Below are 16,957 nucleotides of genomic sequence, written 5' to 3'. Positions count from 1 at the left end.
TTTAGCTAAATCATCATAGCATATTCGGCCTTGATTGGGTCGAGACTTGCTAGGATATTACAGATATAGGCAAAAATTATCGGAGTAGTTCAGGCGTGACGGTCAAACCAGAGTGGTTACGGGTGAAAGCACCGCAATGGCAGCGAGTCGGCAGTGTTAAGGAAGTTTTACGCGATTTAGGCTTAAATACCGTTTGTGAGGAGGCTTCCTGTCCCAATATCGGCGAATGTTTCCACGCAGGGACGGCTACCTTTTTAATTATGGGTCCTGCTTGCACTCGCGCCTGTCCTTACTGTGATATTGATTTTGAGAAAAAACCGCAACCTTTAGACTCCACGGAACCCCTGCGACTAGCGGCAGCCGTGCAACGTCTTGATCTTAATCATGTAGTGATCACTTCTGTCAATCGCGATGATTTGGCTGATGGGGGTGCTAGTCAATTTGTCCGTTGTATCGAGGAAATTCGCCGCATTTCTCCAAAAACTACCATCGAAGTGCTGATTCCCGATCTTTGTGGCAATTGGCAGGCTTTAGCTTTAATTCTTGCCGCTAAACCTGAAGTTTTAAACCACAATACCGAAACTGTTCCCCGTCTCTACCGTCGCGTGCGTCCCCAGGGGGATTACCAGCGTTCTCTAGAATTATTGCAGCGCGCTCGCGCCATTGTTCCCGCTACCTACACAAAATCGGGCATTATGGTGGGATTGGGGGAAACCGACGAGGAAGTGCGGCAAGTGATGGGCGATTTACGGGCCGTTGATTGTGATATTCTCACCATCGGGCAGTATCTGCAACCATCGCCAAAACATCTCGGTGTACAGGAATTTATCGCCCCCGAACAGTTCCAAGCTTGGCGCGAATATGGGGAATCCCTGGGATTTTTACAAATTGTTGCGAGTCCCTTGACAAGAAGCTCTTATCATGCTGAACAAGTCAGAGCCTTAATGAATTTGTACCCGCGAGAGTCTTGAGATGGGGCAGCAATTGCTCAAAAGCTCGTCCTCGGTGGCTAATTTTTCTTTTTAATTCGGGAGACATTTCCGCAAAGGTTAAAGCGTATTCGGGAACATAAAAAATCGGATCGTAACCAAAACCACCTTTACCCCTAGGACTGGTGAGAATTTCTCCCGTGCAGATTCCTGTGGCGCTCAAGGCAATCTCACCATCGGGACGGGCGATCGCAATTACACAGACAAAACGGGCCGAACGATCTTGATTATCCCCTAATTCTCTGACGAGGCGATCGATTCTTTCTCGATCATTTTTACCATAGCGGGCCGAGTAAATCCCTGGGGCATTTCCTAACCCGGTTACTTCCAATCCCGAATCATCGGCGATCGACCATTCTCCCAATGTTAGGGCAATTTGAGCAGCTTTTAAATAGGCATTTTCGGCAAAAGTCGCCCCGGTTTCCTCGATCTCTAAATAATCGGGTTTTAACTGCAATTCTAGGTCGATATCAGTTAAGTATTCCCCTATCTCTGCCAATTTACCCGGATTACTCGTGGCTAGAATTAATTTTTTCATTGGCCTTTTATCTCAGTGATCAGTGATCAGTTACCAGTTATCAAATGTGAGGTTTCAGCTTACTAGACCTCCAGGTAAGTAGCTGGTTATAATTAAATTAAAAATGGATTTTAGGCTCGATCCCCCCTGCCCCCCTTAATAAGGGGGGTGCCGATAGGCGGAGGGATTTACCCTTAATAAGGGGGGTGCCGATAGGCGGAGGGATTTACCCTTAATAAGGGGGCATCTGAAAGTTTTTAATACCTACCTACTTAATATTATCTCAAGACTAAAAGTCTTTCTGGTTGATTAACCCGTATTTTTTCAGTGAATTGCAGATATCTACTGATAACTGATAACTGTTTACTGATAACTGATAACTGTTTACTGATAACTGATAACTGATAATCCCGCTAACATTTGAGCGTAGGGAGTTTCGTGGAGGTGGGCCTTATTGACAGCACCAAAAAGGGTTAATTTGTCGATAATTACCGATTTCATCGCAGCAATTGCCTCTCCTGCGATTTCTAATAAATCCTTATCCTCTGGCCCGCAAATTTCCCGTTTCAGGGACTGCATATAGGCTTGACGCACTTCTGTATTAACATTAAATTTGCAGACTCCTAACTGGATCGATCGCCCGATCATTTCTGGGGGTAAACCGGAAGCGCCGTGTAAAACTAGGGGAATAGACAGAAGTTGTCGAATCCGGGCCAGGCGATCGAAATCGAGACGGGGCGGACTTTTGTACTCGCCATGGACATTACCGATAGTTACGGCCAGAGAATCCACTCCCGTTGCCTGCACAAATTGCACTGCTTGCTCTGGATCTGTCATTTTAGCCTCTTTTTCGGCAATAGTTAACCCGTCCTCAGTGCCGCTAATTCGGCCGATTTCTGCCTCCACCACGGCCCCGTATTCGTGAGCGAGACGAGTCATTTCTTTGGTAAAAGCGAGATTATCTTGGTAGGGAAGATGAGAGCCATCGGCCATAATTGAGGTCATCCCCGCTTCTAGGGCCTCGTAGATGTCGCTGGCTTTAGTGCTATGGTCAAGATGGACCGAGATAGGAACCTTGGCCGAGCGAGCGGCCTCTAAACAGAGAGCGACGAGGGTGGAACTGCCATAACGCAAAGCGCTGGGGTGAATTTGCAACATAGCGGGACTACGACAATCCTCGGCGGCACTAATCACCGCTTTGACCCCTTCTAGGTTATAAACATTAAAAGCCCCGATCGCATAGATATTTTTGCGAGCGGTTTCGAGGAGTTCCTGAGTAGAAGCGAGCATAATATGGAAAATAACCATTGATACTGCCCAATTTTACCCTAATTAGGGCTGGATTCTGAGTAACGCACAGAAAACGGGTTTCTCCGAGAAACCCGTTTTCTACTCATGCAATAGGCAATAGGAGGAATAGATAATCAGTTTTTAATAACTGGATTTAGTATAAAAGGGCAGCGAGTGTCAAAATCGCTACAATAATAAATAAAATCCTAATTGGGAGGAAAGCCTATCGATACCATCTTCGGCAATACCCAGGGACTAAAAGCTAGTCAGATGAAACAGCTACAAAGGCTGTACCATGAACGCTTACCCATCGATACTCTCACCACCCCAGAATTCGCCCAAAGACTGGCGGCTATTAGTACCGATATCCATCAACCCCTCTGCACCTATATCAACCGTCGCGGCCAGGTAATTCGTGTGGGAGTAGGAACCCCCCGACAAACCCAATTTTCTCTCTTGGAACTACCCCGCTACGGTTCCGAACGTCTTTGCGGAATTCGTTGTATCGCCACGGAACTCAAGCAGGAACCGCCAAAAGAATCCAGTTTAACCGCCATGGCTCTGCAAAGATTAGACGCACTGGTGGTCTTAACCCTAACCGGCACAGGCATGATCCGTCGCGGTGGTGGGGCGACCGGTTATGTGGAGCAGGTCTATCTGGCGCATCTCATACCACAAAGTCAAACAAATGTCAATAGTAATATATACTGGTCTGTCTCCCCGCCCTTAAATCTAGAGGATTTAAGCAAACAGGACTTTTTAGAGTTAGTGGAAGGACTAGAGGCGGAGTTTCAGCGAGAATTTACCGCTATAACCGTTGATACAGCCGAAGATCGGGTGCTATTGGTTGGTTTAATGACCGACAATATGAGCGATCGCCAGTTTGAGGACGGTTTAAGTGAATTAGAACGTTTAGTTGATACCGCCGGGGGTAAAGTTTTGCAAGTCACCCGACAAAAACGGGATCATCCCCATCCTCAAACAGTGATCGGTTCGGGAAAAGTGGCAGAAATCGCCCTACAGGTGCAAACTTCGGGGGCTAATTTAGTCGTATTCAATCGCGATCTTTCTCCCGCCCAAATTCGCAATCTAGAGAACCAAATCGGGGTGAGAGTGGTCGATCGCACCGAGGTGATCTTGGACATTTTCGCCCAACGGGCCCAATCCCAAGCGGGTAAACTACAGGTAGAATTAGCCCAATTAGAATACACTTTACCCCGTCTGACTGGGCGCGGATTAGCCATGTCGAGATTAGGGGGAGGAATTGGCACTCGCGGACCGGGGGAGACAAAATTAGAAACAGAACGCCGAACTATTCAACGTCGTTTATCCCGTCTCCAAGATGAGGTGGATCAACTGCAAGCTCATCGTTCCCGTTTACGCAAACAACGGCAAAAACAAGATGTAGCCAGTGTGGCGATCGTCGGTTACACCAATGCGGGAAAATCTACTTTAATTAATGCTCTCACCGCTGCCGAAGTTTATACCGCCGATCAACTGTTTGCTACCCTCGATCCCACCACCCGACGCTTAACTATTACCGATCCCCTCACCCAAGTCTCTCACCCCCTCTTACTAACCGATACGGTGGGTTTTATCCATGAATTACCCCCCTCGCTGGTGGATGCTTTTCGGGCAACTTTGGAGGAAGTAACGGAAGCAGACGCATTACTCCATCTGGTGGATCTCTCCCATCCAGCTTGGGAAAGTCAGATTGCCTCGGTGTTAAAAATCCTCTCGGAGATGCCGATTCAAACTGGTCCAATGTTAATGGTGTTTAATAAGTTGGATCAGGTAAAAAGCGACGATTTGGAAATAGCTAAGGAAAAATATCCCCAAGGTGTTTTTATCTCGGCTATTCGTCGGCTAGGATTGGAAACTTTAAAACAAAAGTTAATCGATTTAACTGCTTAGGTAGGGTTGGCTGAATAAGTCTGTTGGTGGGGTTAGGAGATAGGAGTCAGGAGATTATTTTTATTTATTCTTCCCACTTCCTAATTCCTAATTCCTAATTCCTAATTCCTAATTCCTAATTCCTAATTCCTAATTCCTACTGATAACTCAGGAACTATGCAAACAATCTTTCAGCGCGTAGGCTACCTGTTGTTGTTCCTCAAAGCTTAAATCGGGGAACATGGGCAAAGATAACACTTTTTCACTTGCTAATTCGGAAATGGGTAAATCACCTTTTTTATAGCCTAAATACTGATAAACCGGCTGTAAATGCAGGGGAATCGGATAATAAACCATCGATAGGACATCTTTTTCCTGCAAAGCTGCCCGAATTTGGTCACGATTCTCTGTTAAGATCGTGTACTGATTCCAAACGTGCTTACCCCCAGCTAAAGCGGCAGGTAAAGTGATATTAGGCAAAGGTTGCAGTAATTCCTGATAACGTTGGGCAATCTCGATCCGTTGATTATTCCAAAAATCGAGATATTTCAGCTTAATTTGCAAAATAACTGCTTGAACGGCATCTAAGCGACTATTCACCCCGATTACCTCATGGAGATAACGCACCTTGCTGCCGTGTTCTTTAACCATACGCATCTGTGCCGCTAACTCAGGGTTATTAGTGGTGACAGCCCCACCATCGCCACAACCGCCTAAATTTTTGGTGGGAAAGAAGCTAAAACAGCCAATATCGCCGATACTCCCCACTTTCTGCCCATGCCATTCTGCTCCTGTTGCCTGCGCGCAATCCTCAATCACCAATAAATTATGGGAACGAGCGAAATTTACTACCTCAGACATATTGACAGATTGCCCAAAAAGGTGTACTGGGATAATCGCTTTCGTCTGGGGAGTAAGCGCTTTTTCCAACAGTGCCACATCGAGGTTAAAAGTATTAATATCGATATCGACAAAAACCGGCACTGCCCCGACTAAATTAATCGCTTCGGCGGTGGCAATAAACGAAAAAGTGGAAGTGATTACTTCATCCCCCGCTTGAATACCGAGGGCGCGTAGTGCCAGATAAAGGGCATCGGTTCCCGAATTACAGGCGACACAATCGCTAACACCGTGATAGAGGGCAAATTGTCGTTCTAATTCGCTCACAGCTTCGCCACCAATATAGCGCCCAGAACGGAGGATTTCTAAAACGGCATGGTTAGCTTCTTCGCTGATAACTTGGTATTGACGGGATAAATCGACGGGGGGAATTGTACTCACGCGCTTTCACTCAAATTAGAGACTAATCGGGATTTGTCGGCGAAAAGAAGGAATAATTAGTCAAAAATAATTATAAACTTGCTATTTATAGATGAACTATCGTTGTAATTTGTTTCTTTTATTTTTATGGATGGATTAGTAGAACTAAATCTGGTGGATTTGGGTTGGGCTTTGGGGATGATGGGTATTTGTTTACTCCTCTCCCGTTGGTCAAATTTAGCCCTAGAGGGACAATTATTATTAGCGACCGGTCGATCGATCCTGCAATTATTAGTGGTAGGCTACGTTATCGCCGTTATTTTTTCCCTCGATAATCCTCTAGCAGTGCTGGGGATTTTGGCAGTAATGATAACTATCGCGACTATTGTTGCTAAAAATCGCATCGATAGCCGAGATAAAGGCTTATTACCCCTAGTTTTTGGCTCTTTATTGATTAGTAGCTGTCTAACTTTAGGTTATGCGATCGCTTTAATTATTCAACCAGAACAATGGTACTCGCCCCAATACTTGATTCCCTTGACGGGGATGGTGTTAGGGAATGCCATGAATAGTGCCTCTTTAGCCGGGGAGAGATTAAGCAGTACGATTAAAAGTCACCGTTTAGAAATCGAAACCCATCTTTGTTTAGGGGCAACTCCTCAACAAGCGATCGCAGATTATCAAAAAGCGGCGATTCGAGCTAGTTTAATCCCTACCCTCAATCAGATGATGGTGGTGGGTTTAGTCAGTTTACCCGGAATGTTTACCGGACAGGTATTGGCAGGAAGTGAACCTTTAAACGCCGCTTCCTACCAGATACTGATCCTGTTTATGATTGCCCTAGCTAACCTAATCACCGCTCAATTGGTGACAGAGGGAATCTATCGGCGCTTTTTCGGTGAGAATTTATCACTGATCAGTTGAAAGGAATCGGGAGGCGGGGGTTAGGGTTTTAGGGTTTTATTTGAATTCCCCCATTCCTCTATCCCCTAACGGCCAAAAATTAGGCCTTCCACTTGCTGGCGACGACTTCAGCGAGATCAACCACCCGTTGGGAGTAACCCCATTCGTTATCGTACCAAGCGATAACTTTTACCATATCGCCACCCATCACCATGGTGAGACTAGCATCAATGATCGAGGAAGCATCAACACCGCGATAATCAGAGGAAACGAGGGGTAAATCATTATATTCGAGAATTCCTTTCAAAGAATTTTCCGAAGCTTCTTTGAGGACTTCGTTTACCTGTTCCGCGATCGTGCTTTTTTCCACTTGCGCCACTAAATCCACCACAGAAACGTTAGGAGTGGGTACCCGCAGAGCGATACCGTTAAGTTTCCCTTTCATTTCCGGGATAACTAAGGCTACAGCCTTGGCAGCGCCGGTGGAGGTGGGAACAATGTTAACGGCGGCGGCGCGAGCGCGACGCAAATCCCGGTGACTAGCATCCAGAATGCGTTGATCACCAGTGTAACTGTGGGTGGTGGTCATCGTCCCTTTGATGATGCCGAAGTTTTCGTGAATCACTTTGACGACAGGAGCAAGACAGTTGGTGGTACAACTGGCATTACTGATGACGTTGTATTTATCGTGTTCGTATTCGTGAGCGTTGACACCAACCACATAGGTTCCCACACCCGAACCTTTACCCGGTGCGGTAATGAGGACTTTTTTTGCTCCTGCGACAATATGCTTAGAAGCGCCCTCTTCATCGACGAAAACACCGGTAGCTTCGATAATCAGATCTACACCCCATTCAGCCCAGGGCAGATTGAGGGGATTGCGATCGGAATAACATTTAATGGTTTTACCGTTAACAATTAAAGAATTATCATCGGCATCGATATTAGCGTTAAGTTTGCCTAACATCGAGTCATATTTGAGCAGGTGAGCGTTACTCCGGGGATCGGATGTATCATTGATCCCCACTACCTCTAAGCCACTATCAGTCCGTCCTAACCAACATCTTAGGAAATTACGTCCAATCCGTCCGAAACCATTGATCGCTACTCTAATCACTGCTGCTTGCCCTCTACGTTTTAGTGCAATACATAAAAAAATAATTAATGTTCCCAATCATACCTTAAAGGTTGAACTTTACGATCCCGATCGAAAATAATTTATTACCTCACCAATCTTATCGGGTTTAAATGAGTAAATTTAATTAATTAAAGCGATTTAAAACCAAAATCAGCCTAAATAACCGCTAAAAGATTCTCATAAACCCATTCCCTCCTTAGCTGTCAGCTTTTTCAGTAATCAGTCATCAGTGATCAGTGATCAGTTACCAGATGTCAGATGTCAGTTTTCAGTTCACTGATGGCTCTTCGGTTCGTGTTGTACAATGGACGGGGTTATAGGGGATGAAACCACTATAGAGAAAGACATTTATAGCGTTTTTCAGTCTGCTGAGGTACAAAAGTTATGGGTTTTAGGCACTCATGCAAGAGGCAAAAGGCAAGAAAAATAGGTGTACCTCACTAGCTTAGGAAACGCTATAGCGATTTTTGTCAATTGTTTTCGATCTGGAACGAACTAATCAATTAAGTCTTTTGCTAGATAAGGATTTAGTAGATTTATGCCCCTGATTACTGATTACTGTTTACTGTTTACTGTTTACTGATCACTGAAAAGTCCCCACACCAAAAAAAAAGGGGATTGGGAGAAAAAATTTTAATTCTGCGTCAAGGATTTTGCAAGGCGACTGGGCAACACTTTGGAATTCTGCTCAAATGCCCCTATCATGAAGTTGACTTTACTACCGATCGAGTTTAAAACTTATATAATCGTGGGTTTGAGGAGTGAAAACAGTGAAAAAAGTTAATTTTAACGGCCAACCTTTCCATTTTATCGGTATTGGCGGTATTGGGATGTCAGCCCTCGCTTATATCTTAGCCAAGCGCAATTTACCCGTGTCTGGCTCCGATTTACGTCCTACTCATATTACCCAACGGCTACAGGGAGCGGGAGCGCACATTTTCCACCGTCAAGAGGCAAATAATTTAGCTTTATTTCATTCTCCGGACCCTGAAAACAGTAGCCAAACAGTTCCGCAAGTAATCTGCTCCACGGCGATTAATAACCATAACAAGGAATATCAAGCGGCCAGAGACTTAGGATACCCAATTTTTCACCGCAGCGACGTTTTAGCGGCTTTAATCGCTGATTACGACAGTATTGCCGTTGCTGGCACCCACGGCAAAACCACCACTAGCAGCTTAATCGGTTACGTTTTGTTAGAAGCGGGATTAGACCCCACGATCATTGTCGGTGGTGAGGTGGACGCTTGGGAAGGTAACGCTCGTCTTGGTCAAGGTCGTTTTTTAGTGGCAGAGGCCGATGAGTCCGATGGTTCCCTAACCAAACACGCCCCGAAAATCGGTGTAATTACTAATATTGAGCTAGATCACCCCGATCATTACCAGAATTTAAGCGAAGTTATCGATACTTTCCGTGAATTTGCCGATCAGTGCCAGATTTTAGTCGCTTGTTTAGATTGTGACACGATCGCCGAGCATTTCCGTCCGACAATTAGTTATAGTCTCGATCCCGAAAAAGGTGCCGATTACACCGTCAGCGAGATTATCTATGAACAGGGAATGATGAAAGCTTCCGTCTGGGAAAAAGGCAGTTATCTGGGACAAATGGAAGTGAAAATCCCTGGGCAACATAATATCAGTAATGCTTTGGCAGTAGTGGCTATCGGACGTTATCTCGGTTTAGAATTTGCCGTTATTGCCGATGCGATCGCTACTTTTGCCGGGGCAAAACGCCGTTTTGAACACAAGGGAGAAGCAAACGGCATTACTTTTATTGATGATTATGCCCACCATCCTAGCGAATTGTTAGCCACTTTAGCAGCGGCAAAATTAAAGGTAGAAGGCAAACAGTACCAACGTTCGATCGCTATTTTCCAACCCCATCGCTACAGTCGCACCACTACCTTTTTAGAGGAATTCGGCTCCGCTTTCAGTTCCGCCGATGTGGTAGTCTTAACGGATATTTATAGTGCCGGGGAAGTGAATATCAATCACGTCACTGGGCAGCAAGTGGCCGAACAGGTGAGAAAACACCATAAAAACGCCTACTATCACCCCGAATTGAGTTCTTTAGGTCAATTCCTGCTAGAAATTCTCCAACCCGGCGATCTAGCCCTCTTTCTCGGTGCTGGCAATCTCAATCAAGTTATCCCCGAAATGCTCTCTCTTTACCGCGAACAATTAGCAGTTAGAGTATAGGAGTTAGTTATCAGTTATCAGTTATCAGTTATCAGTTATTATGTTTACTGTTTACTGATTACTGTTTACTGAAAATGTTCCCCAACCCCTAAAACCCTATGATTAAATCCTCTGTTTCTCTAGCTGATTTCACTTCCTACCGGGTGGGGGGAAGAGCGCAATGGTATGCCGAACCAGTTAATCTAGAGGAATTAAGAGAAGTGTTCGCTTGGTGGCAATCACAAGATTTACCCTTAACTGTTTTGGGGGCTGGTTCAAATTTACTAATCAGCGATCGAGGTTTACCCGGACTTGTTCTCAATACTCGCTATCTGCGATCGAGTTGTTTTGATGCCGAAACTGCTACGATTACAGCAGCGGCGGGGGAACCCCTGCCAAAAATAGCTTGGAGAGCGGCAAAAAGGGGCTGGAGGGGCCTAGAATGGGCGGTGGGTATCCCCGGTACGGTGGGGGGGGCTGTGGTGATGAATGCGGGGGCGCATACCTCCTGTGTGGCGGATCGATTAGTGCGGGCGCTGGTATTAAATCCCGATGGTCAGTTAGAAACTGTAAGCAAAGAAGATTTAAATTATAGTTATCGCAGTTCTTCTCTGCAAGGGGATCAACGTTTAGTTATCGAAGCTACATTTCAGTTAGAAGCTACCAATAATCGCGAGGAAATAATGGCAATTACTACCCATAATTTACGCCATCGCAAAAGTACCCAACCCTATGATCGTCCTAGTTGTGGCAGTGTTTTCCGCAATCCTAAACCGCAATTTGCTGGGGCTTTAATTGAGGAAATGGGATTAAAAGGTTATCAAATTGGTGGGGCGCAAGTATCAGAATTACACGCTAATTTTATCCTGAATATTGGTTCAGCAAAAGCCTCGGATATTCTGCGTTTAATTCGTTATGTGCAGGAACAAGTGTTCGATCGCTGGTCCCTCTGGTTAGAACCAGAAGTGAAAGTTTTAGGGGAATTTGACGGGATTTAACTATTTTTCTCGATAACTTGACTAGGAATAGATAAAGGCAAATAATCAATTAATCGATCGAGATCAAGACTCAATGTCTGATAACTTGTTATTGGTGGGTTAGGGAATCACCTAAGTCACCCCGTTGAATTATTGATTGTCACTAAAAATGTTTAAGCGATCGCTTTTCTTGCCCCTGTTAATTTTATCCCTTAGTTGTACGCTGCTTTTTAGTGCTTGTCGTCAACAAACAGCTAATAATCCTCCAGCAACGACAAATAATAATTCAGAAACTTTAAAACTTTTATATTGGCAAGCGCCGACGATTTTAAATCCCCATCTCTCCACGGGATTTAAAGACTCAGAAGCGAGTCGCATTACCTTAGAACCTTTGGCTAGTTTTAATGAAAAAGGGGAATTAGTTCCTTTTTTAGCGGCGGAAATTCCTACTATTGAAAATGGGGGAGTTGCCCGGGATGGTAAATCGGTGACATGGAAGCTAAAAAAAGATATTAAATGGTCAGATGGTACTCCTTTTACTGCCAAAGATGTCATCGCTACCTATAATTTTATCACCAATCCGAAAACTGGTTCTACTAGCGCTGGCAATTATGAAATAGTTAAAACTGTGGAAGCGATCGATCCCCATACAGTTAAAATAACTTTTAAGCAAGTTAATCCCGCTTGGTCATTAGTTTTTGTGGGAACAGAAGGGATGATTTTACCTGCTCATCTCTATGAAAAATATAGCAATGAAACGGCACGCCAGGCCCCCGCTAATTTATTACCGGTGGGAACTGGTCCCTATAAAGTGGTAGAATTTAAACCGGGAGATACGGCAGTTTATGAACCAAATTCTTTCTTTCGAGAAGCGGATAAGTTAGGTTTTCAAAGAATAGAATTAAAAGGAGGCGGTGATGCAACTTCTGCGGCACGAGCGGTTTTACAGACAGAGGAGGCGGATTATGCCTATAATTTGCAAGTAGAAGCTAAGGTTTTAAGTGATTTAGAAAAATCGGGTCGGGGTCAGTTAATATCTAGTTTTGGTTCTTTGATTGAACGAGTTTTATTTAATCTGAGTGATCCTAATAAAGTTACTCCTGAAGGTGAGAGGTCTAGTATTAAGTTTCCCCATCCTTTTTTGAGTGATGTAAAAGTAAGAAAAGCTTTATCTTTAGCCGTTGATAGAGATACTATTGCCACGCAGCTTTATGGTATTGCTGGGAAAACAACTCCTAATTTTATCGTGATGCCATCGGCATATAATTCGCCCAATACTAGCTATGAATTTAATCTAGGAAAAGCGAAGAAATTACTAGATGATGCGGGATGGAAAGATAATAATGGTGATGGTACTAGGGATAAAAATGGGGTAGAAATGAAATTAGTCTTTCAAACTACTGTTAACACTCTCCGTCAGAAAACCCAAGAAATTATCAAACAAAGTTTACAAGCGATCGGGGTAGGAGTAGAATTAAAAACTATTGATGCCAGTATTTTCTTTTCTAGCGATCCTGCTAACGATGACACGGTAGAAAAGTTTTATGCTGACCTACAAATGTACACTACAGGTAATAATAGTCCCGATCCGAAAGCCTATTTTAAAACCTTTACCTGTGGCGAAATTCCCCAAAAAGCTGATGGTTGGGCCGGGGATAATTATGCTCGTTATTGTAATCCTGAATACGATAAATTATGGCAAGCTTTTAGTCAAGAATTAAACCCAGAAAAACGGCGAGAAATAGCAATTAAAATGAATGATATGTTAATTAATGATTTTGTGATTATTCCCCTGGTTCATCGTGCCGATGTGGTGGCAATTAGCAATAGTTTGTCGGGGTTTGAATTAACTCCCTGGGATAGAAATACTTGGAACATCAAAGACTGGAAGCGTAGTAAATAAATGCTGAAATATTTTCTGAAAAGATTATTATTTTCGATTCCCACTCTTTTAGCTATTAGTATGGTGGTTTTTGGCATTTTGGCCCTAGCGCCGGGGGATCCGATGGGAGAATTTGCCGCTAATCCTGCTATTACGGAAGCGGTGCGAGAAAATATTCGCAAAAGTCTCGGATTAGATCAACCCCTTCCCCTGCGTTATGTCAAGTGGTTGTTAGCATTTATTCAAGGAGATATGGGCTATTCTTTCACCAGTCGCAGCCCAGTTTTTACCCTAATTTGGCAGCGTTTACCCACAACTCTCTGGATTGTCGGTAGTGCCTATATGTTCGGGATTTTAATCGCCTTTCCTTTGGGCATAATTTCAGCAGTCAAGCGCTATTCTTGGTTAGACAAAATTATCTCTACTTTTTCGATGCTTGGCTTTTCTTTACCCACCTTTGTGACGGGATTATTATTAATTATTATCTTTAGTGTGCAGTTAAACTGGCTACCATCTTTTTATAACAGTACCCTAGAAATCAGTGATTTTAATAGTTTGATCGAGCAGGTTAAACAGTCAATTATGCCCGTAACCGTATTAAGCTTATATCAAGGGGCGATGTTGATGCGGTTCGTGCGTTCTTCCGTAACTGAAGAAATTCACCAAGAGTATGTTAAAACTGCCTTAGCCAAGGGACTAACTAATTTTTCTGTCCTAACTAAGCATATAGTTCGCAATGCTTTAATCCCCGTTGTCACCCTGATTGCTCTCGATATTCCCTCAATTTTTACTGGAGCTTTAGTCACAGAACAAGTGTTTCGTGTGCCGGGTATCGGTGCTTTATTGATCGATTCTATTTCCCGCAGTGATACCCCTGTAGTGATGGCGATTACCTTTATCTATGGGATTTTAATTGTTATCTCTAACTTAATTGCCGATTTAACCTATAGTTGGCTCGATCCGCGAGTCAGATATTAACTATGAACATCACAAAATCCTTACACACGGCGATTTTAGTCACGGAGCTAGAAAAAGCCATTAACTTTGACGAAAATGTTCTAGGATTGACTAGAATTGATCGACCTTTTCAATACGATGGGGTTTGGTATCAAGTGGGAGATTATCAAATTCATTTAATTGTCGATAGCAATTACCAAAACTACCGTCCCAATCCCGAAAAATGGGGACGCAATCCACATCTTGCCTTCGCTATTGATGACGTGGCGTCCATGGGTAAGTATCTAGAAAGTCAAGGTTATACAATTCAAATGAGTGCCTCGGGTAGAAAGGCATTATTTGTCAGTGATCCCGATGGTAATTTCCTAGAAATGAGCCAAATTTAGCCTGAAAAATTACTCAATATGTTAGACCAATTACAGACTCAACTCTATCACCTTGAACAATACGCCGATCGCTTAGTCACTTCCCAACTAACTCACCTTAGTTTTGTCAGTATTGCCGTGATTTTTCTAGCGGGTTTACTCACCAGTCTTACCCCCTGTATGCTGTCGATGTTGCCGATTACCGTCGCTTATATCGGGGGTTACGAAAATAAAGGTCGTTTAGCGGCTTTTTGGCAGTCCACATGGTTTTCCCTGGGATTAGCCACCACCTTAGCGGGATTGGGACTAATTGCCGCTACTTTAGGAAAAGTCTATGGACAGGTGGGGATCGGTTTACCAATTATCGTCAGTGCGATCGCTATTTTGATGGGGTTAAACCTCTTGGAATTATTACCCCTGCGCTTCCCCTCCCTTGGCGCTACCGATTGGATTACTGGCGATTTTCCCCCGATTTTGCGGTCCTATCTTCTCGGTTTAACATTTGGTTTAATCGCATCCCCTTGTAGCACACCTGTTCTAGCAACTCTATTGGCATGGGTGGCAAATACGGGAGATTTAAGCTTAGGAGGGGGATTATTGTTATCCTACACTGCTGGCTATGTTTTACCCTTAATTATCGTCGGTTCTTTTACTGCCTCGCTGAAAAGCTTTCTTTCCCTGCGTCAATGGTCCGGGTGGATTAATCCTGTCAGTGGGGTTTTATTAATCGGTTTTGGAGTTTTTTCTTTATTATCCCGTCTGCTGTGATGGTGGAGGGTTACAATGGGTAATTGGCTAAAATTGTAAAACTTTTAACTATAGAACCTCTTGCATAATTAATTTTTGATGGTTTAAAAACTGCTCATTTTTGCAAATCTGCTGAGTTGGGATTTTTAAAGGTAAACTATCTTCTAAAATTGATCATTACTTCCGATTTTATCACTCAATCCAAGCTTTTGGGGGGTAGAACCCCCCAAACCCACCGCGCATTAGCTTTTCGGTGGGATGCTTACAGACAGCTGCTGATATATCTGTGATAATTTAAGAATCACGGATAATTGCTGGTTGTCGGTGTTTCTGTAAATGTGAGATGCAGCCTAATTGATTACTGTTCATTCTTAATTCTCCTGACTACTGGCTGCTGACTTCTAACCCTAACAACAATTTTTGATCTTTACAAGAGTTCTTATGACTATATCGGAAACTTCCTCAAATTTAAAGAATAGACCAGCCCAATGGGGACGGAAATTTATTCAGACTATTGCCGATCTGCGATTGGCAATTATTCTTTTACTTTTAATCGCTATTTTTAGCATTTCTGGGACGGTAATCGAACAGGGACAATCCCTATCTTTTTACCAAGCTAATTATCCTGAAAAACCCGCTTTATTTGGCTTTCTGACTTGGCAAGTTTTATTACTATTGGGATTAAATCATGTTTATAGCACTTGGTGGTATTTATCATTATTAATTCTCTTTGGTTCCAGTTTAACCGCTTGCACCTTCCGACGACAATTACCAGCTTTAAAGGCGGCCAGAAACTGGCAATTTTATCAACAATCTCGCCAATTTCAAAAACTAGCTTTAAGTGCTGAATTAGAAACAGGTTCCCTAGAATCCCTCACTCCCCTATTAGAAAAAAAAGGCTACAAAGTTTTTCTAGAAAATAACAGTCTTTATGCTCGTAAAGGTCTGATTGGTAAAGTTGGTCCGATTATCGTTCATGCAGCCATGTTAATTATTTTAGCAGGAGCGATCTGGGGAGCGTTAACGGGGTTTTTCGCTCAAGAAATGGTAGCTAGTGGCGATAGTTTTCATGTTAAAAATATTATTGAAGCTGGACCCTTATCTAAAAATTCTCTCCCTAAGGATTGGGGGATTAAAGTTAATCGTTTTTGGATTGATTATAGTCCTAAAGGTGACGTAGAACAATTCTATTCTGATTTGTCGGTGATCGATGATCAAGGAGATGAGATTGATCGCAAAACTATTCAAGTTAATCAACCTTTGCACCATAAAGGGGTGACTTTTTATCAAACCAGTTGGGGGATTGCTGGGGTAAAAGTACAGGTGAATAATAGTCCGATTCTACAGCTACCGATGGCTAGTTTAGACACCAAAGGTAATGGACAAATCTGGGGAACTTGGATCCCGACTAAAACCGATCTTAGTGAGGGAGTTTCTCTTTTAACCAGAGATTTACAAGGTACGGTAATCGTCTATGATGCTAAGGGAGATTTAACCTCTGCTGTACGGGAAGGAATGACGATTCCTATCAATGGAGTTAATCTAAAAATAGTCGAATTAGTGGGCAGTACAGGGTTACAAATTAAGGCAGATCCGGGAGTGCCTATCGTCTATTTAGGTTTTGCTTTATTGATGATGGGAGTGGTAATGAGTTACTTTTCCCATTCGCAAATTTGGGCTTTACAATCGGGCGATCGCTTTTATATTGGTGGTAAAACTAATCGCGCTCAAGTCAGTTTTGAACGGGAAGTGATCGATACCATCGAAATGTTAAAGTTAAAGTAGAATTGACGTTAATCTGGTGTCGTTTCCTGATAAAAAGTTCTGTTTATCTATCTTTTTCCTTTTGCCTACCCTAACCA

The 16,957-nt window shown here is 43.4% G+C and carries 14 protein-coding genes; 10 read left to right on the top strand and 4 right to left on the bottom strand.

What is annotated here, in order from left to right:
• Positions 1–65: 65 nt before the first annotated feature.
• Entirely contained in the window at positions 66–971 is a 906-nt protein-coding gene (lipA, locus tag MiAbW_RS13605) for a lipoyl synthase (protein WP_151696546.1), read from the top strand.
• Here lipA and rdgB read toward each other — a convergent pair.
• Together rdgB and MiAbW_RS13595 are read right to left on the bottom strand one after the other, a co-directional pair.
• The gene (rdgB, locus tag MiAbW_RS13600) at positions 934–1,527 is read right to left on the bottom strand and encodes an RdgB/HAM1 family non-canonical purine NTP pyrophosphatase (RefSeq protein ID WP_151696545.1); all 594 of its coding nucleotides are present in this window, start codon (positions 1,525–1,527) and stop codon (positions 934–936) included. The genes lipA and rdgB overlap by 38 nt on opposite strands.
• Positions 1,528–1,890: 363 nt before the next feature.
• Positions 1,891–2,814: a class II fructose-bisphosphate aldolase gene (locus MiAbW_RS13595; protein WP_238707295.1), complete on the bottom strand. Its 924-nt coding sequence runs from the start codon at positions 2,812–2,814 to the stop codon at positions 1,891–1,893.
• A gap of 192 nt (positions 2,815–3,006) precedes the next feature.
• Between MiAbW_RS13595 and hflX the strand changes: the two genes are divergently transcribed.
• Entirely contained in the window at positions 3,007–4,710 is a 1,704-nt protein-coding gene (hflX, locus tag MiAbW_RS13590; RefSeq protein WP_151696544.1) for a GTPase HflX, read from the top strand.
• A gap of 147 nt (positions 4,711–4,857) precedes the next feature.
• On the opposite strand, the gene MiAbW_RS13585 is transcribed toward hflX, so the two are convergent.
• Positions 4,858–5,970 carry a DegT/DnrJ/EryC1/StrS family aminotransferase gene (locus tag MiAbW_RS13585; protein WP_151696543.1) on the bottom strand — a complete coding sequence of 371 codons (1,113 nt, stop codon included), beginning with the start codon at positions 5,968–5,970 and terminating at the stop codon, positions 4,858–4,860.
• Positions 5,971–6,096: 126 nt separating this feature from the next.
• Here MiAbW_RS13585 and MiAbW_RS13580 point away from each other — a divergent pair, with 126 nt between their 5' ends.
• Positions 6,097–6,873 carry an ABC transporter permease gene (locus tag MiAbW_RS13580; RefSeq protein WP_151696542.1) on the top strand — a complete coding sequence of 259 codons (777 nt, stop codon included), beginning with the start codon at positions 6,097–6,099 and terminating at the stop codon, positions 6,871–6,873.
• A gap of 79 nt (positions 6,874–6,952) precedes the next feature.
• Here MiAbW_RS13580 and MiAbW_RS13575 read toward each other — a convergent pair whose 3' ends face one another.
• Entirely contained in the window at positions 6,953–7,969 is a 1,017-nt protein-coding gene (locus MiAbW_RS13575) for a type I glyceraldehyde-3-phosphate dehydrogenase (protein ID WP_151696541.1), read from the bottom strand.
• A gap of 791 nt (positions 7,970–8,760) precedes the next feature.
• Here MiAbW_RS13575 and murC point away from each other — a divergent pair.
• The 7 genes from murC (at position 8,761) to MiAbW_RS13540 (ending at position 16,880) form a co-directional block, all read left to right on the top strand.
• Positions 8,761–10,188: a UDP-N-acetylmuramate--L-alanine ligase gene (murC, locus tag MiAbW_RS13570; RefSeq protein ID WP_151696540.1), complete on the top strand. Its 1,428-nt coding sequence runs from the start codon at positions 8,761–8,763 to the stop codon at positions 10,186–10,188.
• A 98-nt stretch (positions 10,189–10,286) separates the two neighbouring features.
• A complete protein-coding gene (gene murB / locus MiAbW_RS13565; RefSeq protein ID WP_151696539.1) occupies positions 10,287–11,165 on the top strand; it encodes a UDP-N-acetylmuramate dehydrogenase in 879 nt (292 codons plus the stop codon).
• A gap of 148 nt (positions 11,166–11,313) precedes the next feature.
• Positions 11,314–13,047 (top strand): peptide ABC transporter substrate-binding protein, encoded by a 1,734-nt coding sequence (locus MiAbW_RS13560; RefSeq protein ID WP_151696538.1) that lies wholly within the window; start codon positions 11,314–11,316, stop codon positions 13,045–13,047.
• Positions 13,048–14,004: an ABC transporter permease gene (locus MiAbW_RS13555; RefSeq protein ID WP_151696537.1), complete on the top strand. Its 957-nt coding sequence runs from the start codon at positions 13,048–13,050 to the stop codon at positions 14,002–14,004.
• A 2-nt stretch (positions 14,005–14,006) separates the two neighbouring features.
• Positions 14,007–14,369 (top strand): VOC family protein, encoded by a 363-nt coding sequence (locus tag MiAbW_RS13550; RefSeq protein WP_151696536.1) that lies wholly within the window; start codon positions 14,007–14,009, stop codon positions 14,367–14,369.
• A gap of 18 nt (positions 14,370–14,387) precedes the next feature.
• Positions 14,388–15,116, top strand: coding sequence for a cytochrome c biogenesis protein CcdA (locus tag MiAbW_RS13545; protein WP_002757062.1), 729 nt, complete (start codon positions 14,388–14,390; stop codon positions 15,114–15,116).
• A 420-nt stretch (positions 15,117–15,536) separates the two neighbouring features.
• A complete protein-coding gene (locus MiAbW_RS13540) occupies positions 15,537–16,880 on the top strand; it encodes a cytochrome c biogenesis protein (RefSeq protein WP_151696535.1) in 1,344 nt (447 codons plus the stop codon).
• Positions 16,881–16,957 lie beyond the last annotated feature (77 nt).

Origin of the sequence: Microcystis aeruginosa NIES-4325 (genome assembly GCF_008974145.1) — a bacterium.
Classification (GTDB): Bacteria; Cyanobacteriota; Cyanobacteriia; order Cyanobacteriales; family Microcystaceae; genus Microcystis; species Microcystis aeruginosa_G.
This window is presented reverse-complemented; position numbering and strand designations above follow the sequence as displayed.

Coding starts and splice junctions, on each gene's coding strand:
- MiAbW_RS13580 (WP_151696542.1), top strand. CDS start 6,097: ATGGATGGATTAGTAGAACTAAATCTGGTGGATTTGGGTTGGGCTTTG.
- MiAbW_RS13560 (WP_151696538.1), top strand. CDS start 11,314: ATGTTTAAGCGATCGCTTTTCTTGCCCCTGTTAATTTTATCCCTTAGT.
- MiAbW_RS13545 (WP_002757062.1), top strand. CDS start 14,388: ATGTTAGACCAATTACAGACTCAACTCTATCACCTTGAACAATACGCC.
- MiAbW_RS13595 (WP_238707295.1), bottom strand. CDS start 2,814: ATGGTTATTTTCCATATTATGCTCGCTTCTACTCAGGAACTCCTCGAA.
- MiAbW_RS13540 (WP_151696535.1), top strand. CDS start 15,537: ATGACTATATCGGAAACTTCCTCAAATTTAAAGAATAGACCAGCCCAA.
- murB (WP_151696539.1), top strand. CDS start 10,287: ATGATTAAATCCTCTGTTTCTCTAGCTGATTTCACTTCCTACCGGGTG.
- rdgB (WP_151696545.1), bottom strand. CDS start 1,527: ATGAAAAAATTAATTCTAGCCACGAGTAATCCGGGTAAATTGGCAGAG.
- MiAbW_RS13550 (WP_151696536.1), top strand. CDS start 14,007: ATGAACATCACAAAATCCTTACACACGGCGATTTTAGTCACGGAGCTA.
- MiAbW_RS13555 (WP_151696537.1), top strand. CDS start 13,048: ATGCTGAAATATTTTCTGAAAAGATTATTATTTTCGATTCCCACTCTT.